This is a genomic window from Pandoraea terrigena, assembly GCF_902459705.1.
GTDB classification, from domain to species: Bacteria; Pseudomonadota; Gammaproteobacteria; order Burkholderiales; family Burkholderiaceae; genus Pandoraea; species Pandoraea terrigena.
Map to the genome: position 1 here is coordinate 19,641 of NZ_CABPRU010000013.1, position 22,304 is coordinate 41,944.

The 22,304-nt window shown below is 65.6% G+C and carries 21 protein-coding genes and 1 pseudogene; 18 read left to right on the plus strand and 4 right to left on the minus strand.

Features of this window, described 5'->3' with window-relative positions; translation table 11 throughout:
• Nucleotides 1–126 precede the first annotated feature (126 nt).
• Together PTE31013_RS24920 and PTE31013_RS20755 are read left to right on the plus strand one after the other, a co-directional pair.
• Nucleotides 127–1,110 carry a flagellar brake protein gene (locus PTE31013_RS24920; protein ID WP_174978655.1) on the plus strand — a complete coding sequence of 328 codons (984 nt, stop codon included), beginning with the start codon at nt 127–129 and terminating at the stop codon, nt 1,108–1,110.
• Nucleotides 1,110–1,901: an IclR family transcriptional regulator gene (locus PTE31013_RS20755; protein ID WP_246174774.1), complete on the plus strand. Its 792-nt coding sequence runs from the start codon at nt 1,110–1,112 to the stop codon at nt 1,899–1,901. Before PTE31013_RS24920 ends, PTE31013_RS20755 begins: the two co-directional genes overlap by 1 nt.
• A gap of 118 nt (nt 1,902–2,019) precedes the next feature.
• On the opposite strand, the gene dmpG is transcribed toward PTE31013_RS20755, so the two are convergent.
• Both dmpG and PTE31013_RS20765 read right to left on the minus strand, forming a co-directional pair.
• A complete protein-coding gene (gene dmpG / locus PTE31013_RS20760; protein WP_150614538.1) occupies nt 2,020–3,039 on the minus strand; it encodes a 4-hydroxy-2-oxovalerate aldolase in 1,020 nt (339 codons plus the stop codon).
• Nucleotides 3,040–3,073: 34 nt separating this feature from the next.
• Nucleotides 3,074–4,018, minus strand: coding sequence for an acetaldehyde dehydrogenase (acetylating) (locus tag PTE31013_RS20765; protein ID WP_150614539.1), 945 nt, complete (start codon nt 4,016–4,018; stop codon nt 3,074–3,076).
• 719 nt (nt 4,019–4,737) lie between these two features.
• On the opposite strand from PTE31013_RS20765, the gene pagP reads away from it, so the two are divergent.
• A complete protein-coding gene (gene pagP / locus PTE31013_RS20770) occupies nt 4,738–5,400 on the plus strand; it encodes a lipid IV(A) palmitoyltransferase PagP (protein ID WP_150614540.1) in 663 nt (220 codons plus the stop codon).
• Here pagP and PTE31013_RS20775 read toward each other — a convergent pair.
• Complete coding sequence (locus PTE31013_RS20775; protein ID WP_246174778.1) at nt 5,376–6,707, minus strand: sugar MFS transporter; 1,332 nt, start codon at nt 6,705–6,707, stop codon at nt 5,376–5,378. The two genes, pagP and PTE31013_RS20775, sit on opposite strands and share 25 nt — an antisense overlap.
• 106 nt (nt 6,708–6,813) lie before the next feature.
• Between PTE31013_RS20775 and PTE31013_RS20780 the strand changes: the two genes are divergently transcribed.
• From PTE31013_RS20780 to PTE31013_RS20810, 7 genes are all read left to right on the plus strand, one after another.
• Nucleotides 6,814–7,071 carry a hypothetical protein gene (locus tag PTE31013_RS20780; protein WP_150614541.1) on the plus strand — a complete coding sequence of 86 codons (258 nt, stop codon included), beginning with the start codon at nt 6,814–6,816 and terminating at the stop codon, nt 7,069–7,071.
• 311 nt (nt 7,072–7,382) lie between these two features.
• Nucleotides 7,383–7,853, plus strand: coding sequence for an HU family DNA-binding protein (locus tag PTE31013_RS20785; protein ID WP_150614542.1), 471 nt, complete (start codon nt 7,383–7,385; stop codon nt 7,851–7,853).
• A 475-nt stretch (nt 7,854–8,328) separates the two neighbouring features.
• The gene (locus tag PTE31013_RS20790) at nt 8,329–9,126 is read left to right on the plus strand and encodes a transporter substrate-binding domain-containing protein (protein WP_150614638.1); all 798 of its coding nucleotides are present in this window, start codon (nt 8,329–8,331) and stop codon (nt 9,124–9,126) included.
• Nucleotides 9,127–9,409: 283 nt separating this feature from the next.
• Nucleotides 9,410–10,057 carry a PadR family transcriptional regulator gene (locus PTE31013_RS20795; protein ID WP_150614543.1) on the plus strand — a complete coding sequence of 216 codons (648 nt, stop codon included), beginning with the start codon at nt 9,410–9,412 and terminating at the stop codon, nt 10,055–10,057.
• Nucleotides 10,057–10,896, plus strand: coding sequence for a siderophore-interacting protein (locus PTE31013_RS20800; RefSeq protein WP_150614544.1), 840 nt, complete (start codon nt 10,057–10,059; stop codon nt 10,894–10,896). Before PTE31013_RS20795 ends, PTE31013_RS20800 begins: the two co-directional genes overlap by 1 nt.
• A gap of 63 nt (nt 10,897–10,959) precedes the next feature.
• Nucleotides 10,960–11,310, plus strand: a complete 351-nt coding sequence (locus tag PTE31013_RS20805; RefSeq protein ID WP_150614545.1) for a cupin domain-containing protein — start codon at nt 10,960–10,962, stop codon at nt 11,308–11,310.
• 157 nt (nt 11,311–11,467) lie between these two features.
• Nucleotides 11,468–11,815, plus strand: coding sequence for a hypothetical protein (locus PTE31013_RS20810; RefSeq protein WP_150614546.1), 348 nt, complete (start codon nt 11,468–11,470; stop codon nt 11,813–11,815).
• A gap of 132 nt (nt 11,816–11,947) precedes the next feature.
• On the opposite strand, the gene PTE31013_RS20815 is transcribed toward PTE31013_RS20810, so the two are convergent.
• On the minus strand, nt 11,948–12,703 hold the full coding sequence (locus tag PTE31013_RS20815) for an SDR family oxidoreductase (RefSeq protein ID WP_150614547.1): 756 nt from the start codon (nt 12,701–12,703) through the stop codon (nt 11,948–11,950).
• Between the two features lie 463 nt (nt 12,704–13,166).
• On the opposite strand from PTE31013_RS20815, the pseudogene PTE31013_RS25325 reads away from it, so the two are divergent.
• The 8 genes and pseudogenes from PTE31013_RS25325 to dxs form a co-directional block, all read left to right on the plus strand.
• Nucleotides 13,167–13,754: pseudogene (locus tag PTE31013_RS25325) on the plus strand (CDP-alcohol phosphatidyltransferase family protein); the annotation flags it as partial.
• Entirely contained in the window at nt 13,734–14,558 is an 825-nt protein-coding gene (locus PTE31013_RS25025) for an alpha-ketoglutarate-dependent dioxygenase AlkB (protein ID WP_217426253.1), read from the plus strand. The pseudogene PTE31013_RS25325 and the gene PTE31013_RS25025, both read left to right, overlap by 21 nt.
• Nucleotides 14,559–15,581, plus strand: a complete 1,023-nt coding sequence (locus PTE31013_RS20830) for a flippase-like domain-containing protein (RefSeq protein ID WP_150614548.1) — start codon at nt 14,559–14,561, stop codon at nt 15,579–15,581.
• Nucleotides 15,582–15,596: 15 nt separating this feature from the next.
• Nucleotides 15,597–16,361 (plus strand): phosphocholine cytidylyltransferase family protein, encoded by a 765-nt coding sequence (locus PTE31013_RS20835; RefSeq protein WP_150614549.1) that lies wholly within the window; start codon nt 15,597–15,599, stop codon nt 16,359–16,361.
• A complete protein-coding gene (gene aepX / locus PTE31013_RS20840; protein WP_150614550.1) occupies nt 16,358–18,067 on the plus strand; it encodes a phosphoenolpyruvate mutase in 1,710 nt (569 codons plus the stop codon). Before PTE31013_RS20835 ends, aepX begins: the two co-directional genes overlap by 4 nt.
• Complete coding sequence (gene aepY / locus PTE31013_RS20845; protein ID WP_150614551.1) at nt 18,060–19,247, plus strand: phosphonopyruvate decarboxylase; 1,188 nt, start codon at nt 18,060–18,062, stop codon at nt 19,245–19,247. Before aepX ends, aepY begins: the two co-directional genes overlap by 8 nt.
• A 39-nt stretch (nt 19,248–19,286) precedes the next feature.
• Nucleotides 19,287–20,360 carry a 2-aminoethylphosphonate aminotransferase gene (locus tag PTE31013_RS20850; RefSeq protein ID WP_150614552.1) on the plus strand — a complete coding sequence of 358 codons (1,074 nt, stop codon included), beginning with the start codon at nt 19,287–19,289 and terminating at the stop codon, nt 20,358–20,360.
• Between the two features lie 22 nt (nt 20,361–20,382).
• The gene (gene dxs / locus PTE31013_RS20855; RefSeq protein ID WP_150614553.1) at nt 20,383–22,299 is read left to right on the plus strand and encodes a 1-deoxy-D-xylulose-5-phosphate synthase; all 1,917 of its coding nucleotides are present in this window, start codon (nt 20,383–20,385) and stop codon (nt 22,297–22,299) included.
• Nucleotides 22,300–22,304 lie beyond the last annotated feature (5 nt).

Consider the following 22,304-nt stretch of genomic DNA (forward strand, 5'->3'; position numbering starts at 1 on the left):
CGGACACCTGACGTCAGCGGCCACTCGTGCGCCCTGGCGAGCCCTCACTTCGCCGAGATTGCCGCGAAACCGGTGGGCCGATGCCACACCTGCCCGCCAGGCCCGCTGACGATCCACGACATTTCGATGCTAGAACGCGAGCGCGCCCGCCGCGCACACCCTGCCCCTATGGTCAATAGCCCGTCTCAGATGCTTGCCGCGCCACTCAACGCGCTCCCCCTTGTTCCGCTCGCGCCCGACCAGATCCCGCTGGGCGAAGCCCTCCCCTGGGCGATCGTCGATCGCAACGGGGAAGCGCTGCTCGCCGAAGGCGATATCGTTCCCACCCAGGCTGGGCGCGACTGGTTGTTCGCGTCGTTCGCGCCGCATCGCGCCGCCACGCTCGGTGACGACGACACCGCACCGCCCGACGTTGCGCCGCCTTTGGCATCGTCCCCGGACAATGCCGCCTCCGGCACAACGCAACCACAGTACGCACTCACCGACCTGAATCTGCGTCCCGGCGACTGGCTGCAGATCCAGTTGCCGCCCGGCGCCGGGTCGCAGCGGGTACGCACCCGCGTGATCGGTTACGCGCCGAATCAGATGCTGTTCATCACCGCCCCGTCGGGCCGCACCGCCCCCCCTGCCCTGCAGGCCAGCGAGCGGCTCGAACTCTGGACGTTTTCCGGCGAAGACATCTATCACTTCGTCTGTACGGTCGAGCGCGTCGAGCGACTGCCGTTCGACTACGTCGTGCTGTCGTCACCCGCGCAGATCCGCCGCAAGGTGCTGCGCCGTTCGCAGCGAGTCCCCGCCAAGCTGGTGGTATCGGTCAGTGCGGGGGAGGCTCGCCACCTTGCACTGCTGCAGGACGTCAGCGCCGAAGGTGTCTCCCTGGTGGCGGACACGTCGCTCGGTGCGCCCGGCGACAGCCTGCGTCTGGCGTTTCGCGTGCGCGTCGGCGACATCGACATGCCCATCGACGCCAACGGCACGATCCGCAGCGTGCAGCAGGGCGACGACGGCAGTCATCTGCACGGCATCGAATTGCCTGTGCTCGACCCTGCGCATTACGTCGCGCTCAAGTGCTATGTCTATGAGCGCCTGCTCGCGCTCGGGGGGGCCTGATGGCAAAGCCTCCCCCTCTCGAGGCGGAGCGTCCGCGCACGCTCGCCAGCCAGACGCTGTTCCGCGGTCTCGATATCGTGGAAGCCGTCGCCGCCGGCATCGACACCGTGCCCGCGCTCTCGGCACACACCGGCATCACGCCGTCGACCACGCACCGGATTGCGTCGGCGCTCGTGCACGCGGGGTATCTGCGTTTCGAACCGCGGCGCGGCTACCGCCTGGGCAACAAGCTCATCGAACTGGGATTTCTCGCCTATCGACAGATCGACCTGCCTCGACTCGCGCGGCCGACGCTCGAATCGCTCGCGAGCGAGACGAAGGACACCGTGCACCTGGCCGTCGCCGACGGCTGGGAAGTGATGTATCTCGACAAGCTGCCCGGACAACGCGCCGTTGAAATCAGCTCGCGCATCGGCGGACGCAAGCCGATCTGCGTCACCGGGGTGGGCAAGGCGCTGTTGCTCGATCAGGACGAAGCCGCATGGAAGGCACAGCTTGCGCACTACCAGTCGCAAGCGTCCTCGGCACCGATCGACAAGGCGACGTGGCTCGCGCGCATGCACGACTACGCGCGTCTCGGTTACGCGTTCGATCTGGAAGACGACACGCCGCAGATTCGCTGCGTGGCAGCACCGGTGTATGACGCCAGCCAACGCATCGTCGCCGCCATCAGCGTGTCGAGCACGACCAAGTACATGAGCCGCGAGCGCATGCAGGAACTCGTGCCGCGCGTGAAGCACGCCGCAGCGCAGATCAGCCACCAGCTCGGCTGGTCGGGTCACGGGGGATGAGGCTCGTCGACGGCTTCTCGTCGACGAAAAAACGGCCCTTGCGTGCAAGGGCCGTTAGCGGTACGGCACGGGAGACGCCGCTACCCGCGAGATGCCTTGGGCGATGCGCGTCTTTGCACTACGCTGCGCGGCGCTTGAGCAGATCGAGCGCGACGTCGACGATCATGTCTTCCTGACCGCCCACCATGCGACGCTGCCCCAGTTCGACCAGGATGTCGACGGTCTTGAGGTCGTAGCGCGCGGCGGCAGCTTCCGCGTGACGCAGGAAGCTCGAATACACGCCCGCGTAGCCAAGCGCCAGCGTTTCTCGATCGACGCGCACGGCGCGATCCTGCAGCGGGCGCACGATGTCGTCGGCGGCGTCCATCAACGTGTACAGATCGCAGCCGTGGTGCCAGCCCAAGCGCGACGCCGCGGCAATGAACACTTCCAGCGGCGCATTGCCCGCGCCCGCGCCCATGCCCGCCAGGCTGGCGTCGATGCGATCACAGCCCTCCTCCACCGCAACGATGGAATTCGCCACGCCCAGGCTCAGGTTGTGGTGCGCATGCATGCCGGTGAGCGTCTCGGGCTTGAGCACGTCCTTGAAGGCGCGGAATCGCTCGCGCACATCATTCATGCCCAGCGCGCCGCCCGAATCCACCACATAGATACACGTCGCGCCGTACGATTCCATCAACTTCGCCTGCTCGGCAAGACGCTGCGGCGTGATCATGTGACTCATCATCAGAAAGCCCACCGTGTCCATGCCCAGCTCGCGCGCGTAGGCGATGTGCTGGCGGGAGACGTCGGCTTCGGTGCAGTGCGTTGCAATACGCACCACGCGCGCGCCGGCGTCATAGGCTTCGCGCAGGTCGTGCACGGTGCCCACGCCCGGCAGCAGCAACGTGGCGACCTTGGCGTGCGTGACCGTCTCGGCCACGGCGGCAATCCACTCGAGATCGGTATGGGCGCCGAACCCGTAATTGAAGCTGGAGCCGGCAAGGCCGTCGCCGTGCGCGACTTCGATGGAGTCGACATGCGCGGCGTCGAGCGCGGCGGCAATCGCCTTCACATTGGCAATGCTGTACTGGTGACGAATCGCGTGGCTGCCGTCGCGCAGCGTCACGTCGGAGATATAGAGCTTTTTCTGCGTCATGATGAGGTGTGTCTCCTGAGAGCGCATGCGACCGTCAGGCCGCGAGCGCCAGGCGGGTGGCGGCGATACGGTCGGCGCAAGCCAGCGCGGCGCTGGTCATGATGTCAAGATTGCCCGCGTAGGCCGGCAGATAGTGCGCGGCCCCTTCCACTTCGAGGAAGACCGAGGTCTTCAAGCCGGTGAGCTTGCCCAATCCCGGCACATTGAGCGCGCGCGCCGCGTCGAACAACTCGAACTGCACCTGTTGCTTGAGCCGATAGCCCGGCACATAGGCATGCACTTTGTCGACCATCGCCTGAATGCTGGCCTCGATGGCGGCCTGATCGCCCGGCTCGGACAGCACGAACACCGTGTCGCGCATGATGAGCGGCGGCTCCGCCGGGTTGAGCACGATGATCGCCTTGCCGCGCGAAGCGCCACCCAGCACTTCGATCGCCTTCGAGGTCGTTTCGGTGAACTCGTCGATGTTCGCGCGCGTGCCCGGGCCGGCCGACCGGCTCGAGATCGAGGCGACAATCTCCGCGTAATGCACCTTCGCCACCTGCGAGATGGCCGCGACCATGGGAATGGTCGCCTGACCACCGCACGTCACCATGTTGATGTTTCGCGCGTCCAGATGGGCGTCGAGGTTGATCGACGGAATCACGTACGGGCCGATGGCAGCAGGCGTCAGATCGATCACCTGCACTCCGCGCGCTTGCAGCAGTGCGTTGTGATGCGCGTGCGCCTTCGCCGACGTGGCATCGAATGCGATGCGGATGTCTTCAAAGCCCGGCATCGCCAGCAAACCGTCGATGCCTTCGGATGTCACCGGCACGCCCAGGCGCTGGGCACGCGCCAGTCCGTCCGAGGCCGGATCGATCCCGACCATCGCCCCCATCTCCAGATGCTCGCTGTTGCGCATCACCTTGATCATCAGGTCGGTGCCGATGTTGCCCGAGCCAATGATCGCCACTTTCTGCTTGCGTCGTTCCGTCACTGTCGTCTCCTGAACGTGTTCGTCCACTGGTATGAGGCGCATCGTAATGGCGCGACAATTAAAATGTCAATATGTAAACATTGATCTCATATATTGAGATGAAAAAATCCGCAGCTTATCCACACTTTTTGTTCACAAGCCCGTTGATAACTTGCGGAAAAGCATGGCAAGTGACTGATTCGTCAGGGAAGAATGACCGCGCGCGAAAGTTGTGCCATGCGCCGGAAAACAAGGCCTGGCGAGGGTTTTGCACAAGTTCGTTATCCACAGAATCTGTTTGCAAGCCAGTGGACAACTCGCGGATAGCTGCCTCAAGTCCTTGATCCTATGGAGGAAAAAGCTGGCGCACATTGGATGTGCCCTGTCGGGATCGTCGGGATGCCCAGCGACGCGCGGCCGGCGTTGGCGGGCGGGGCATCGTGTTATCCACAGAAAATGTTCACAACCCGGTGAATAACAGGTCGATATCCGCGATAGGTCATTGATGCAAAACGACTTCTTCGCCGAGCGACAGGTTCGGTCACCGCGAGCTTCGACCGGAGGCAGTCATGCGACGAGACGGGGCGTCGAACTTTTGCATCGGCGACGCGGTCTAGAAAGACTGGAATGCCAGTCACAGGGCGCGCCAGGGCAATGTCCCAGGTTCGCGATGCGCCATTCGCCAGCACGACGCCGGCGATCGTGATCGACACGTTTCTTGCAACACGACACACGCCACCATGAATACGAACCCCCAACACACCGGGCGGCTCGCGCCATCGATTCAACTCGCACCGCTTGCCTCGCCCTCAAGTATTTCGCCGTTCTCTGTCCGCCACACGTTGGTCGCGCTGGGTGCGGCGTTGACGTTGCTGTCGCCGCTCGCGGCCCATGCCGATGGTGCGCCAAGCGGTATCTCCACCTGGACCGGCGCCATCGTGGATGAGGTTCGTGACGTCGCAACGCAAGGCGCGAGCGACCTTTACGTACCATTGCATACGCATCACCTACGCTTCGCCTACACGAGCGAAAAGATCGCCCAATACAACGAAAACCCGTGGGGCCTGGGCTACGGACGTGTGTTGTCCGACGGCAAGAACGGCTCGCGCATGCTGTATGCCATGGCGTTCAAGGACTCGCATAACGATTGGTCGCCGATGGCCGGATACGGTCGTATCTGGAACATCGCCAACGCGGGCCCCGTGCGCTTCGGTCTCGGCTATACGGTCTTTCTGATGTCGCGCTCGGACACGCTCGGCGGCGTGCCTTTCCCCGGCGCGCTGCCCCTCGCCGAAATCGGCGTGGGGCGCGCCTCGGTCTCGACCACCTACGTGCCCGGTGGCAAGGGCAACGGCAACGTCCTGTTCATCTTCGGTCGTTATACGTTCGGCAAGCCGGGTTGATCGCCCCGCGCTGACAGGCCACTCAGCGTCGCGGATTCGGGCGCGGTGCGTGCGCACCATGCCCCGAACCCCGCGATATAGCAGTACGCCAGGGCAGGCACGAGGAACGACAGCACGATCCCGATACCATCCGCCAGCGCCCCCTGCAGATACGGCAACACGGCGCCGCCGACGATTGCCATGCAGATGAGCCCACCGCCCTCGCTCACACGCGCACCGAGCCCGCCGACCGAGAGCGAGAAGATCGTCGGAAACATGATGGCGTTGCCGAGACCGCAAGCCAGCAGCGACCACATCGCAAACGACGCTGGCAGGGCAAACGACGCGAGAATCAGCACCACGTTGTAGAGCGCGCACACGCTCAGCAGCCGCCCGGGTGACACCTTGCGCAACAGCCACGCCCCCAGGAAGCGCCCCGCCATCGCCCCACCCCAATACAGCGCCAGATATCGGCTCGCGTGCGCGTGATCGACGATGCCCGTGCCCGCTTGCGTCAGATAGACGATCAGGAAACTGCCGATACTGACTTCCGCACCAACATAAAGAAACAGCGCCACGATGCCGTAGCGCAAGGGACGGTGTGCCAACAGACTGCGAACGTTGCCGAGCACGCTCGGGGGTGACGCGCGACTCGCGCGCTGCTCTGGCAGCGTCAGCCGCCAGAGCAGCACGCCACCGACGGCCAGCACCGCCGCCAGCAGGCCGTAGGGACCGCGCACGCTGTCCGCCGCATGACCGGTAGCGATCTGCGCCTGGGGCGCAAGTATCCAGAGCGCGGCGAGCGGCGGCCCGACGGTCGTGCCGAGCGAATTGAACGCTTGCACCAGCGTGAGGCGGCTTGCCGCAGCCCCGCGCGTGCCCAACGTCTCGACGTAGGCGTTCACCGCGACTTGCAGCAACGTGATGCCGCTCGCCAGCACGAAAAGCGCGGCGAGAAAGCAGGGATAGGACATGAGCGCCGCCGCGGGGAAGAACAGCGCGCACCCGACGCCGGCCAGCCACAGCGAACTGGCCAGCGCGCGACGGTAACCGACGCGCGCGGTGTACTGCCCCGCCGGGTACGACACCACGAAATATGCCGCGAAGAAACTCGATTGAATCAAGGCCGCGTCACGAAAGGTCAGGTCGAACGCGGCCTTGAAGTGAGGCACCAGAATGTCGTTCAGCGACGTGATGAGTCCCATGGCGAAAAAGAGCGTCGCGAGCATGGCAAGCACGCGCTTCGCGGAAGGCATGGGAGACGGGGGAAACGCGTTGGGTGAGGGAATATCACGCAGGCCAGGGGCATTCGTGCGATCGACAACCATGCTTGTCTCCAGTGGGCAACGAACTGTCTTCTCGTTGAGAGAGGGGGCCGGGCATTAGCAGTCTAGAACGCGCCATCGATGTCGGGATACGGGCGAATTCTCATAATTGCGCGACACCGGGGCGGCTGGCGCTGCGCCCGCCGATGACGCGTCCGATGGCGCGCTGGTCACGGGCAGCGTCGACGACGTCGAGTCGAACATTCACACCACGGTGCAGGACACATTGTCGGGCGACCGTCTGCGGCTCGCCGGCAGCGACGGCGCGACGCACGACATCGCGGTCGACGCGAGCGGCACCACGCTGACGGATGCCGGGTGCAACGGCGACGGCCGCTGCGAAGCGTGTGAAATGCTGCGTTTTTAAGGGTTTTCGAGCGATGGGCGTCGACGACGGCACACGGCAGACGCACAACAATCGCTTCAAAACGGCTGCCGAATGTTGCGCGAAGATCGAGCGTCCTGATAGCGATCGCGAGGACGAAATGCCACCTTGCCGACAAAACGCATTGAAATGCAGCGCGATCGCCGCTCAGCCTTGTGCGGCAGGCACGCAACATAATTCGCGCACGGCTCGCACAAAGCGATTTCTTAGGTAGAATCGTCGGCGCAGCAAGACGTATCATTCGGGTGGCCGTTCTACGACGGCACTTTCTTATTCTCATCGATTGGATCGTTATGGCAACGGCAAAGAAAGCAGCAGCAAAAAAGGCCCCTGTGGCAAAAAAGGCCCCGGCCGCGAAGAAGGCACCGGTAGCGAAAAAGGCCGCGCCGAAGGCCGCTCCCAAGGCAGCCCCGAAGACAGCCCCGAAGGCAGCCGCCAGCGGCAAGGTTTCGCCGATCAAGGACACACTCAACAAGACGCAACTCGCAGCGCACCTTGCCGAGCATTCGGCCGTCGCCGTGAAGGAAGTCAAGGCAGTGCTGGCCGCGCTCGAGAACACCATCATCAGCGCGCTGCACAAGAAGGGTGCCGGCGAATTCACGCTGCATGGTCTGTTCAAGGTCACGTCGCAACAAATCGCCGCCAAGGCGAAGCGTTTCGGCAAGGATCCGTTCACGGGTCAAGAGCGTTGGTTCCCGGCCAAGCCGGCGTCGGTGCGCGTGAAGGTTCGCCCGCTGAAGAAGGTCAAGGACGCTGCCCAGTAAGTCTGGCCGTCGCGCCGCCGTGGCATCCACGGCAGCGTGATTTGCCGGAACCCGGCAGGCAATGCCCGAATACGGTGCCGAAGTTCGGCACCGTTTTTTTTTCGTCCCGATTTCCCTTCACTGGTGTCCTCGAAGACTGATTTCGTCATCCTCATCACTTTCGCGACGCGGCGATGCGTGCCCGGAACTCAGGGTTTTCGCTGGGGTTTGTGCGGAGTGGACGCGTCTGGTAGCGCCCGCTACCATCGCTCGGGTTAACCGTGAGCCAGCGGCGAGCCCGTGCGCTTCGCACCCGACGTCGGCATTCTGGCAACGCCTTCGCAGCTTCAGGAGACCCAGCATGACTCGCAAGTTATCGCGTCACCCTGTGCAAGTTCGGCATTCGCCACCACATCCCGCCAGTCGGCAAAACGTGCCGGGCACCTTCGAGATCCGTTCGCGGCGCGGCTTTCTCGCCACCCTCGGCGTGGCCGCCATGCCGGCCGGTTTCGTCGGATCGCTCGGCGGCACACTCGGTGGTCTGCTCACAAGCACGCTGACGCTGTTCGCCACGCCAGCCCACGCGCAAACCGTCGCCGACATCAAGAAGAAAGGCACGCTCAACGTTGGCATGCTCATCGACTTTCCGCCTTATGGCACGACGAACGCGCAGATGCAGCCGGATGGCTACGACGCCGATGTGGCGAAACTGCTGGCGAAAGACCTGGGCGTGAAGGTCAACATCGTGCCGGTGACGGGGCCAAACCGAATTCCGTATCTGCTTAGCGGCAAGGTGGATGTGCTGGTCGCTTCGCTCGCCATTACGCCGGAGCGTGCCAAGCAAGTGCAGTTCTCCAAACCCTACGCCGCCGCGACCATTGTGCTGCTCGGCAAGACCGGCGCGCCCATCAAGTCCGCCGCCGATCTGAAGGGCGTGCGGGTAAGCGTCGCGCGTGCAAGCACTCAGGACATGGCCGTCACGAAGACGGCCCCCGAAGGCACCGAGATCCGTCGATTCGACGATGACGCGTCCGCCATGCAGGCGCTGCTCACCGGTCAGGTCGATGCCATCGGTTGCTCGGTGACGGTCGCCAACGCGATACGTCAGCGAGCGCCGGGCCAGTTCGAGCCGAAATTCAATCTGCTGCAACAGGCCATGGGCATCGCCTTGCGTCCCAACCAGCCCGAACTGCTCGCGGCAATCAACGACTTCGTCACGCGCAATACGGCCAACGGCGCGCTGAACCAGCGCTATCGCAAGTGGCTCGGCACTGATCTGCCGCGGATGCCGTAAGCGCCACCGCCCCGACGCCGAGCGCGCCGGGGCGCGCTTCCCTAGCCGTTGTCCGGTCACCGCCGTGCCGCACCCGGTGCGGCGGCAATGTATCGAAATGCTCATTTCGATATAGCCGTTGCGCCTCGCGAGACCCTCCGGCAACACCCCGCCATCCCCCACCATCCCCCACCTCGCAATCATCCGACGTCTCCAGACGCGATCCTCACAAAAAAATTTTGCTTTCGATTTAATTTAGATATATCGTAAACATGTCTTAACTACATCAAAAAGGAGTCGCATCATGCGTGGATCACGTGGCGATTTCATGGGCCGAGGCCCGCTGGACCTGGACAGCATGGATTTTGGCGACGACCGGCGCGGTGGGCGCCATGGTCGGCTCGGCGGTGGTGAGGGGCATGGTGACGCCCGCTTCGGACGCGGCGACGAAGGGCGTGGCGAACGCGGCGGCCGAGGCGGACGCGGTGGCGGCCGCCTCTTCAGTCACGGCGGCTTGCGGCTCGTGCTGCTGCATCTGATTGCACAGCAACCTCGCCATGGTTACGAACTCATCAAAGCCATCGAAGAGAGTGTGAACGGCACGTATAGCCCGAGCGCGGGCGTGGTCTACCCGACGCTCACACTGCTCGACGAAATGGGCTACCTCCGCGTGCAGGAAAACACCGGCGACAGCCAACGAAAGTCTTACGAAATCACCGACACCGGCCGCGGGTATCTGGCCGAGAACGAAGCGGCGGTCACGGAACTGCTCGCACGGCTCGCGACGCGCCGCGAGCGTTCGGAAGACATGCCGCCGCAGGTCATGCGCGCGCTGCACAATTTCAAATACGCCGTGCATTTGCGGCTGGGCGGCGAGCCGCTGTCCACCGAACAAGCCAACGCATTCGCTGCCATTCTCGACGCGGCCGCGCAACAACTGGAGCGACTCTGATGCAAGACAATGCCGCACCGACCCGCACCCCCGATCGCACACCGCAGCGCGTGCGTCATGAACTCCGTCTGCGCCTGCTGGAAGTCCGTCATGTCGAGTCGCTTACGCCGCACATGCTGCGCGTGACGCTCGGCGGCGACGACCTTGAAGGCTTCACCAGCCCCGGCTTCGACGATCACGTCAAACTGTTCTTCCCCGACCCCGCGACCGGCGAGCTGGCGCTGCCGGCAGTCGGCGCGCAGGGGGTCGCCCAGTCGGCCGCCAGCGAAGCGCCGCGCCTGATGCGCGATTACACGCCGCGCCAGTACGATGCGGCGTCGCAAACCCTGGTGATCGATTTTGCGATGCACGACTCCGGCCCCGCCACGCAGTGGGCCCGCTCAGCGCAACCGGGCGAGCGCATCGGCGTGGGCGGCCCACGCGGGTCGTTCGTCATTCCCATGACCTTCGACGGCTATGTCCTGATCGGCGACGATACGGCGCTGCCCGCGATTTCGCGGCGTCTGGCTGAACTGCCGGCAGGCGCGCTGGCGTTCGTCTTCGCGGAAATCGACAGTCCGGCCGACCGCCTGCGCTTTGCAAGCGAAGCCGACGTCGTGGTCGAATGGATCTATCGCGAAGGCAACCCCGCCGGTCAAAGCACCGCCCTGATCGACGCGGTGGCCGCGGCCACGCTGCCCCCTGGCGACGTGCATGCCTGGGTCGCGGCCGAGGCGGGCGTGGCGAAGGCCATTCGCCGCCATCTCGTCGACGCTCGCGGGCTGAACCCGAAATGGGTGAAGGCGGCCGCCTACTGGCGACGCGGCGACGCGGCCGTACACGAGACGTTGGACGACTGAGCCGGGGGGGGGCGGCGCGTGTATGCTTTCTATCCCTCGCTGAAGAGAGAACGCTCGATACGTATGGACACGCTTCCATTGCCCGACATGAATCTGTTTGCCGGTCTGCCCTCTTCCGCCGATCCGAACGCGGTCGAGCAGTTCACGACGTTACTTGCGCGCCCCGGGATGCGTGTCGAGCGCATCGTCTCGACCGGACAGGCATCTCCGCCAGGCTTCTGGTACGACCAGGCGCAGCACGAATGGGTGGTGCTGCTCACCGGCGGTGCGCGATTGGCCTTCGCCGACATGCCCGGCCAGACACTCGTACTGACGCCCGGCGACGCGGTCTCGATTGCGGCGCACCGGCAGCATCGCGTCGAGTGGACGACGCCGGGCGAACCCACCGTCTGGCTTGCGATTCACTACGATTGACGACGTCCGCCGCGTTCCCCTTTGGAGAAATTCCCTGCCGTCTTTCGGAATTGCCTGATAGAAATACCAGGAACAAATTCCGACTATGGAAACGCGCCCCGGGGATGTCGAATCTCGGCACCCGAAGGGCGGTTCACCCACAAGGGGGTACGACGACATGGAGCAACGCAAACGACACGACGGCTTCGAGCGTTGGGCAGCGGGCGCGACGGCGCGTCTGGCGGCACGGGACGACGCTCGCTGGCGCGTGTTTCGCGCACCGGAGCAGGCCGACTTTCACGGGTTCGTCGTCTGGTGTTACACGCAGGGTGTGTTTCTCGGTCAGGAATTCGACCGCCGCACCGACACCATCACGCACTGCTATGTGCGCAACGGCGCTTGGGCGGTGCAGTTCGATTCGTATGGGGAAGCGTGTGAGCGTGCCTTCGACATTCACGCGCCCACGCTGATCCTGTACGCACCGGAACGCAACGGCAGTGTCTTCATCACCAGTACCGAGCAGTAGCCCCCGGCGCGACAGCGCCGGCGGTAAAGGCATGGCACCGGCCGGCGAATCGCCAGCCGGTGCCATTTTTTGAGTTGAGAACCGAGCGTCAAGCGCGCAGGTATGCGGCGGCTCGCGCGAATCACGCGCAGTTCAGGCGTAGTGACGGATGTCGTCGATCTCGGTCTGACCGAAATCGTCCCGCTCGATCAGCGCCAGGATGCGCTGTGCCACCGCTTCCGGCGACGAGAGCTTGCCGCTTGCCTTGAGATCCTGGAAACGTGCCAGCGCCGGAAAACTCTCCACGCTGCTGCTGCGAATCGTCTCCTGCATGCCCGTATCGACCACACCGGGCGCGAGCGACACGGCCTGGACGCCATGCTCGCGGTGCTCCGCGTTGACCACCCGCGTGTACATATCCAGCGCGGCCTTGGTGGCGCAGTACACCGCCCAGCCGGCGGTCGGATTGCGACCGGCGCCCGACGATATGTTCACGATCTGCCGCTTGGCCCCCAGGCCCTGCGTGGCCGCGAGAAAGCGGGCCGTGAGCAGCATGACGGCGGTGACGTTGAGGGTGAAGGCGGCGCCGATGGCGGCCGGATCGGTAAGGGCCGCGGCATTGGCGACCGGATTGACGGTGCCCGCGTTATTGATCAGCAGATATCGCGTGGCATCGCGCGGCAGTGCCGCGAAGATGCGTTCGGCGACCTGCGCGGCGGCATCGGCATCGGCCAGGTCGACGGCCATTTGCTCCAGTTTGACGCCGCGTGCGCTGGCCAGTGCGGCGAGGTCGTCGTCCGGGCGACGCGCCAGCGTCACGAGATGGGTGCCGGGCGCGAGCAGGCCGCGCGCGAGCGTTGCGCCGAGACCACGGGACGCGCCGGTCAGGATGGCAATCGTTTGGGACATGGGGAAATGTGCGGTCGGATGACGCCGCAGAACGAGACGAACAGGACCGACATTATCCGCGCATCGGGCCGACGCCGCTATCCAGACCGCATGTCGATTTCCCGTCTAGCGGGGCGACGCCCAGCCAGAAGGCGAAATGGGGTATTGCGGAATATAATCGCAATGAAAACACGCGGATCATTTGAGGTATAAGCGCGCACTTGGCGAGACTGGCCAGAACGCTCGGCCCGCAGGCGCAGTGCGCGAATTGCCCGCGCGTCGATGGCAGGAAGCGCCGGGCTTGTCGCGGTCAGTGCAGTGCTTTGGCTGCGCTGCACGGTACCGCCTTATGGGTATATATTCCTCCCTCATGGAAACGATACCGAGAACTATTTCGGCGCCGGGTGTTGCGCCAGCCACAAGCCAAACCGCACGCCCAGTGCCACCGCGTCCGCGCCAATACGATGCACGGCTCGCGCGTTGGATGGTCACACCGCTGGCCGACACATGGGTCACGCCGAACCACCTCACGACGCTGCGCCTGATCGTCGGCCTCGCCTGCGCCTGGGCATTCGCACAGGGCGGCTATGTCATGGCCAACCTGGGGGCCGTGCTGCTGGTGCTGTCGAACTTCATCGATCATACGGACGGCGAACTGGCGCGCATCAGCGGCAAGACGAGCCGCCTCGGTCACTTCTATGATCTCGCCTCGGATGCCTTCGTCACCGTGCTGCTGTTTGGCGGCATCGGCTTGGGCGTAGCGGCCGTGACGCCGGGTCAATATGCGGTGCCTCTGCCGCTGACTGCCTCGGCGCTCGGCTGGATTGCCGGGATTGCGGTCGCGCTGATTTTCTTCCTGCGCATGCGCATCGAGGCACGTGTCGGCAAGGCCGGCACGGCGCAGGCGCGCTTCGGCGGGTTCGAAACGGAAGACGTGCTTTACCTGATGCCGCTCGTCACACTGCTCGGCGGCACGCGCGGCTTCCTGATCGCCGCGGCCATCGGCGCGCCCCTTTTCGCGCTGCTCGTGATCGTCGACTACGTGCGCGCGATGCGCCGCCCGCTACCGCTCGAAAACTACGAGACCCGCGAGACCCGCCCGCCCGTCGCAGCCCCAGCCTCTCCCGCAGTGCCGGCGGCTTTCGTGGCAGACGCCGAAATCGAACGAACCCTGGATGCCATCGACGTCGAGGCCGTCAGGCGCGAATACAAATCGCAGGACGCTTTCGTCTATCTGGAGAAATTCCTGCCCCAGACGATCACGCAATCGTTGATCGCCGCCGCCCGCGCGGTAACGCCGAACGTGAACCGTAACTACCTGCCCGGTCACAAGCAGGGGGGCAGCGTGAGCCGCCACACGCTCGACGAGCACGCCCCGTTCGTGGCCGAGTTGTACCGCTCGCCCGCCCTGATGCGCTTCCTGGAGCGTCTGGCCGGCGAGAGGCTGCTGCCGTCGCCGCAGGACGACCCGCACGCCTATGCGCTCTACTACTACACGCGCCCCGGCGATCACATCGGCTGGCACTACGACACGTCGTACTACAAGGGCCGTCGCTACACGCTGCTGCTGGGCGTCGTGGACGAATCGAGCTGCCTGCTCGAATACCGGCTTCACACGCGCAACCCCGGCGTGCCGCAAGTCGATGGCGCCGTCGCGTATCCGCCCGGCGCGCTGGTGTTCTTCGATGGGGACAAACTGCATCACCGCATCACGCCGCTCGGCGACAACGAGGAGCGCATCTCGCTCACGTTCGAGTATGTGACCGACCCGCGCATGGGCGCGGGGCAGCGCTTCATCTCGAACATGAAGGACGCCGTCGCCTATTTCGGTTTCCGGCAAGTGTTTCGTCAGATCCTCGGACGGACGAAACGCTAAATGCGCCGGACTGCCCTTGTCTCCCTCACCCTCGGTTTCGCCCTTTTCGTCGCCCTGCTGATCTGGCAGGGCGCGGGATCGGTGATGTCCACGCTGGCCGTGGCCGGCTGGGGACTCCTGCCCATCGCCGCATTCCACCTCGTGCCGCTGGTGCTCGACGCCGCCGCCATCCAGGTGCTGGTGGCGAAGTCGTGCTCGCTGCGCCGCGCCACGCTCACGCGCTGGGTCGGCGAGTCGGTCAACAGCCTGCTGCCGGCCGGGCAGATCGGCGGGCCGATCGCGATGGTGCGCCAGATGAAGCAACGCGGGATGGCGGGACGCGAAGCCGCCGCGGCCATCACTGTGAGTACGACGCTGCAAGCCGTGGCGCAGATCGTCTTTGCCCTGCTGGGACTGGCCGTGTTCGGCATCAGCGCCGCACACCGTCCCAATGACAGCCTGTGGCTGCCGATGCTGCTCGCCACCGCGCTCATCTCCGCCCTGCTCTATGCGTTCTACGTGGCGCAGCGACGCGGCCTCTTCGGCTGGGCGTTTCGCACGCTCTCGAAGCTGTCGTCCAAGCGCGACTGGTCGTCGCTGCTCGACCGGGCCGATGCCGTCGACGAGATCGTGCAACGCATGTACGGCCAGCGCCGTCCGGTGCTCGCCAGTTTCGCGCTCAGTCTCGTGGGCTGGATCGTCGGCACCGTGGAAGTCTGGCTGATCCTGCAATGCATCGGCCACCCGGTGAGCTGGGTCGACGCGCTGCTGCTCGAAAGCCTCGGACAAGCCATTCGCGGCGCGGCGTTCTTCGTGCCGGGCTCGCTCGGCGTGCAGGAAGGCGGGTACCTGCTGCTCGCCCCGCTCGTGGGCCTGCCCGCCGACGCCGGGCTGGCCCTCTCGCTGGCCAAGCGCACGCGCGAGCTGCTGCTCGGCGTGCCGGGCCTCGTCCATCTGCATTTCTCCGAACGTGGCTGGCGCCGCCAGCGGGCCTCGCAAGACAGCGCGCCGCTGTCCGCCGCCACGGATTCTGCACCGCTTTAAAGAAGGATATCGATCATGCGGGCTATCATTCTCGCTGCAGGCATGGGCCTGCGTTTGCTCCAGCCCGAAGACGAGCCGTCGCCCAAGTGCCTGCTCGCGTTCGACGGTATCTCGCTGCTGGAGCGTCACTTGCGCATGCTGGCCGCGGCCGGCATCACCGATGTGGTGCTCGCGCTCGGCTTCCACCACGAGCAAGTCAGCGAGGCCATCGAGCGGCTGAACTGGACGCCACGTCCGCAGATCCGCCTCAATCCCGAATTCCAACTGGGCAGCGTGCTGACGCTGCACACCGCCGCCGACGCCATGACCGCGGGCGGCGACGTGCTCGTCATGGATGCCGACGTGCTCTACGACCAGCGCATCTTCAACGCCCTGGTGGCCGGCAAGACCGCAAACCGCCTGCTCATCGACCGCGACTTCGAGGCCGGTGACGAGCCGGTCAAGCTGTGCCTGCGCAACGGGGTGCCCGTCGAGTTGCGCAAGCAGGTCATGGCCGGCCTCGAATACGACACCGTCGGCGAATCGGTCGGCTTCTTCCGGTTCAACGAAGCGACGGCGACGCGCCTGGCGGAAATCACGCGCGATTACGTCGAATCGGGCCGCGCCAACCTGCCCCACGAGGAAGCCGTGCGCGATCTGCTGCTCGAGCGCGGCGCGCAATTCGAAACGGCCGACGTCACGGGCTTCCCCTGGATCGAAATCGACTACCCTGAAGATGTGAAGCGCGCCGCCGACCAGGTGCTGCCGCAACTCGAACCCCTCACGATGGTGTCCGAATGAACGCTCCCGACGCATTCTCTCCCCCGCCGGCCGCGACGCGCGCGGCGCAGCTACGCGCCCTGCTGCGCAGCCCGCAGCTCGAATTCCTGATGGAAGCCCACAACGGCCTGTCCGCGCGCATCGTACGCGAGGCCGGCTTCAAGGGCATCTGGGCGTCTGGACTCGCTATTTCGGCGCAGTTCGGCGTGCGCGACAACAACGAGGCGAGCTGGACGCAGGTGGTCGACAACCTCGAATTCATGGCCGACGCCAGCCAGTTGCCGATCCTGCTCGACGGCGATACCGGCTACGGTAACTTCAACAACATGCGCCGCCTCGTGCGCAAGCTCGAGCAGCGCGGCGTGGCGGGCGTGTGCATCGAAGACAAGGTATTCCCGAAGACCAACAGCTTCATCGGCGGCGAGCGCCAGCCGCTCGCCGATATCGACGAGTTCTGCGGCAAGATCAAGGCCGGCAAGGATTCGCAGGCCGACGACGACTTTTCCATCGTGGCGCGCGTCGAAGCGCTGATCGCCGGCTGGGGCATGGAAGAAGCGCTGCGCCGCGCCGAGGCCTATCGTCAGGCCGGGGCGGATGCCATCCTGATCCACAGCAAGCTGAGCCGCGCCGACGAGATCGTGCAGTTTGCCCGGGAGTGGGACCGCCGCTGCCCGCTGGTGATCGTGCCGACCAAGTACTACAGCACGCCGACCGATGTGTTCCGCGAGGCGGGCATCAGCGTCGCGATCTGGGCCAATCACCTGATCCGCTCCGCCACGTCGGCCATGCAGGCCGTGGCGGCCGAGATCCACCGCAGCGAGACGCTCGTCAACGTCGAAGACCGCATCGCGACCGTCGACGAGATCTTCCGCCTGCAGGACGCCGACGAATATCGCGAAGCCGAAGACCGTTACCTGTCGGCCACGAACGCGCCGCGCGCGGCCATCGTACTCGCCGCCAGCCGCGGCAAGAACCTCGAGAGCGTCACGACCGAGCGTCCGAAGGTGATGCTTCCCGTGGCGGGCAAGCCGTTGCTGCGCTGGCTGGTCGACGGCTTCAAGAAGCAGAACGTGAACGACATCACGGTCGTAGGCGGCTATCGCGCCGACGTGATCGACACGGCGGGCATCACGCTCGCGATCAACGAGCGTCACGCCGAGACCGGCGAACTCGCCTCGCTCGCATGCGTGGCCAACGCGTTCGCGCATGACACGGTCGTCTCTTACGGCGACCTGCTGTTCCGCAGCTACATCGTGCGCGATCTGGTCGAGAGCGACGCCGACTTCACGGTTGTGGTCGACTCGACAGCCACCACGACCGCCCATGGGGCCAACGCCAGCGTGCGCGACTTCGCGTACTGTTCGGCTGGCGACGATCGCGGCCTGTTTGGCCAGCGGGTGCTGCTGGAGAAGGTCAGCGGTGACGCGAACGACGCCGGACGCGCGCCCAACGGCCGCTGGATCGGCTTGCTGGGCGTGCGTGGCGACGACGCTCGCGCGCAGTTGCAACGTGTCTTCGCGGCCTTGCAGGCGCGTGCAGACTTCGACCGGCTCGGCATGCCCGACCTGATCAACGCCCTCGCCGCCGACGGCGCGAAGATCGGGGTGCAATACGTGCACGGCCACTGGCGCGGGGTGAACGACATGGACGAATTCCGCCACGCGGCCGACTTCGCGCATGGCCAGACGCCGTTCAACGGCGCCGCGACGGAGACCCGCGATGATTGAAGCCGGACAGTTCGTCGAAGCCGCTCGCCAGCACGGCTTCACGTGGTACACCGGTGTGCCGTGCTCGTTCCTCACCCCGTTCATCAACTACGTGCTGCAGGATCCGGCGCTGCGCTACCTGTCGGCGGCCAACGAAGGCGACGCCGTCGCCATCGCAGCCGGGGCGACGCTCGGCGAAGGCCGTGGCGCTCGCGCGGTCACGATGATGCAGAACTCGGGCCTTGGCAACGCCGTGAGTCCGCTGACCTCGCTCACGTGGACTTTCCGTCTGCCGCAGTTGCTGATCGTGACGTGGCGCGGTCAACCCGGCATTACCGACGAGCCGCAACACGCGCTCATGGGCCCGATCACGCCCGCCATGCTCGACCTGATGGAAGTGCCCTGGGAGTTGTTCCCGACCGAGCCCGAGGCGATTGCGCCGGCCCTGGCGCGTGCCGTGCGCCACATGGACGAAACCGGCCGCCCCTATGCGCTCGTGATGCAAAAGGGCAGCGTGGCGCCCTTCCCCCTGCACCCGGCCGAGCGTCCTGCGCGTGTCGCGCAGCCCGCCTCGGTCTCGCACATACGGGGCGTGGCGCCATCCGCGTTACCCACGCGCCGCGACGCCCTGGCGCGCATCATCGCCCGCACGCCGCTCGCAGGCACCGTCGTGCTGGCGTCGACCGGGTTCTGCGGACGCGAACTCTACGCACTCGACGACCGCGCCAACCAGCTTTACATGGTCGGTTCGATGGGATGCGTGACGACGCTGGCGCTGGGTCTCGCGCTGTCGCGTCCCGACCTGCAAGTGGTCGCGCTCGACGGCGACGGCGCCGCGCTGATGCGCATGGGCGCATTCGCGACGCTGGGGGCTTACGGCCCCTCGAATCTCGTGCATTTGCTGCTCGACAACGCGTCGCACGACTCGACCGGCGCGCAGGCAACCGTCTCGCCGACGGTGTCGTTCGCAGGCGTTGCGGCGGCCAGCGGCTACTCGCTTGCGCTGGAAGGCGATACGCTGGACGTCGTCGAGGCCTTGTTCGACGCCAGCGCCGCCAGCCCGAACGACGGCCCGCGTTTCGCATGCCTGAGCACGCGTCTGGGAACACCTGACGGCCTGCCACGGCCGAAGATTACGCCGGAAGCGGTCAAGTCGCGCCTGATGGACCACATTGCACAACGCGCGCAGGCTTTGGCCTGAGCGTCCCCCTTTCCAGAAATCTGCCGAGGAATTTTCGCCATGCTGCTACTGAATCCGGGCCCCGTGACCCTCACCGAGCGTGTCCGCCAGAGCCTGCTGCAACCCGATCTGTGCCACCGCGAGCCCGAATTCTTCGACCTGCAGGATGAAGCGCGCGCGCGCCTGGGCGCCGTGTATGGCCTCGACCCGGCCGTGTGGACACCGGTGCTGATGACCGGCTCGGGTACCGCTGCCGTCGAGAGCATGACGGCAGGCCTCGTGCCGGAAGGCGGCCGCCTGCTGATCGTCGAGAACGGTGTGTACGGCGAGCGCATCTCGCAGATCGCGAAGCAGTACCGCATCGATCACGACGTCATCCACTTCGAGTGGATGCAGGCGCCCGACCTTGTGCAGATCGTCGGCAAGCTCGATGCGGCGGGTGATCGTCCGTATACCCACGTGGCGATCATTCACCACGAGACGACAACGGGCCGTCTGAACGATCTGTCGGGTCTCGCGCGCGCGTGCCGCGAGCGCGGCATCGGCCTGCTGGTCGACGGCGTGAGCAGCTTTGCCGCGGAAGCCATCGATTTCAACGACTCGGGCATCGTGGCCGTGGCCGCCACCGCGAACAAGTGCGTGCACGGCGTGCCGGGCGTCTCGTTCGTGATGGTGCGCAAGGACGCCCTGACCAAGGCTGCAAGCCGCACGTATTACCTCGACATCGCCCGCCTGGCCAAGCTCCAGGCCGAGCGCAACACGCCGTTTACGCCGTCCGTGCATGCCTACTACGCGCTGGTCGAAGCGCTGCGCGAACTCGACGATGCCGGGGGCTGGCAAGCCCGTCACACGCATTACAGCGCGCTCGCCGAGCAGGCCCGCGCTGGTCTGGCCGCGCTGGGCATCGACGGCGCGCTGCCGCCGGGCGAGTCGTCCGTGGTGCTGCGCGCCTACAAGCTGCCCGCCGGGGTCGACTATCCGCGCCTGCACGACTGGCTCAAGGCGGACGGCTTTGTGATCTACGCCGGTCAAGGCGGCTTGTCCAAGGCACTGTTCCGCATCTCGACGATGGGCAACCTCACGGCCGCCGACATCGACCGCCTGCTGGCATCGTTCGCCAGACTGGTGAAGTGAGCGCGGGAACGAACCGTCAACCATGACCGAACTGCTCGCCCGCCTCTCCTCCCCCGCCGACCTGCGCGCGCTCTCGCGCGCCGACTTGCGTCGCGTGGCCGACGAACTGCGCGCCTGCGTGCTCGATAACGTCTCGCGCACCGGCGGCCATCTGTCGTCGAACCTGGGCACGGTCGAACTGACGATTGCGCTGCACTACGTTTTCGACACGCCCAACGACCGCGTCGTGTGGGATGTGGGACATCAGACCTATCCGCACAAGATCCTCACGGGTCGCCGTGAGGCGATGCCGACGCTGCGGCAATGGCACGGACTGTCGGGCTTTCCGAAGCGCGACGAATCGCCTTATGACACGTTTGGCACGGCACACTCGAGCACGTCGATTTCGGCCGCGCTCGGCATGGCACTGGCCAGCCAGGTCAAGGGCGAGAAGCGGCACGCCATTGCCGTGATCGGCGACGGCGCGATGACGGCGGGCGAAGCGTTCGAGGCGCTGAACAATGCGGGCGTCTACGACGACCTGCCGTTGCTCGTCGTGCTCAACGACAACGACATGTCGATCTCGCCGCCGGTGGGAGCGCTCAATCAGTACCTCACGCGACTGATGTCCGGGCAGTTCTATTCGGCCGGCAAGGAAAGCGTGCGCCAGTTGCTGCGCAACGCGCCCGCGCCGATGCGCGAGTTGGCCCACAAGCTCGAAGAGCACGCCAAGGCCCTCGTGTCGCCCACGGGCACGATGTTCGAGGAGTTCGGTTTCAACTATCTGGGCCCCATCGACGGCCACGACCTGGACGCGCTGATTCCCGCGCTCGAGAACATCAAGGCTCTCAAGGGGCCGCAGTTCCTGCACGTCGTCACACGCAAGGGACGCGGCTACAAGCTCGCCGAGGCCGATCCGGTGCTCTATCACGGCCCCGGCAAGTTCAATCCGAGCGAAGGGATCCGGCCGGCAGCACCGGGCACCGTCTCGGCCAGGACGTATACGCAGGTCTTCGGCGAATGGCTGTGCGATGCGGCCGCCGCCGACAAGCGCGTCATCGGGATCACACCGGCCATGCGCGAAGGCTCCGGCCTGGTCGCGTTCGAACAGCGCTTTCCCGAGCGGTACTACGACGTCGGTATCGCCGAGCAGCATGCCGTGACGTTTGCAGGAGGGTTGGCAACCGAGGGACTCAAGCCCGTCGTGGCCATCTACTCGACGTTCCTGCAGCGCGCGTACGACCAGGTAATCCACGATGTGGCGTTGCAGAACCTGCCGGTCATCTTCGCGATCGATCGCGGCGGCCTGGTCGGCGCCGACGGCGCCACCCATGCGGGCGCCTACGACATCGCCTTCCTGCGCTGCATCCCGAACATGGTGGTGATGGCCCCAGCGGACGAAAACGAGTGTCGTCAGATGTTGCAAACGGCGCTCGGCATCGACGGCCCCAGCGCGGTGCGTTATCCGCGCGGCACCGGCCCGGGCGTGACGACCGGGCCGGGGTTGACGACACTGCCCGTGGGCCGTGCACAGACGCGTCGTCGAAGCGCAGCCCCGGCGGGTCGTCGCGTCGCGATACTGGCGTTCGGCTCAATGGTTGCGCCGGCCGAACAGGTCGCCAACGCGTTCGACGCAAGCCTGGTCAACATGCGCTTCGTCAAGCCGCTCGACGAGGCGACGCTGCTCGACATGGCGCGCACGCACGACCTTGTCGTCACGCTCGAGGAAGGCGCGGTGATGGGCGGTGCGGGGACGGCCTGCATCGAAGCGCTCAATGCCAATGGCGTGCAAGTCCCGGTGCTGCAACTGGGCCTGCCGGACACCTACGTCCATCAGGGCACGCCCGCGCAGCAACTGGCGTCGGTCGGGCTCGACGCCCCCGGCATCGCGGCATCGATTCGCCGGGCGCTGGCCGGGCGTCTCGGTGGCAAGGTCGAAGCGGTGCCAGCGACGACTTGAGCGCA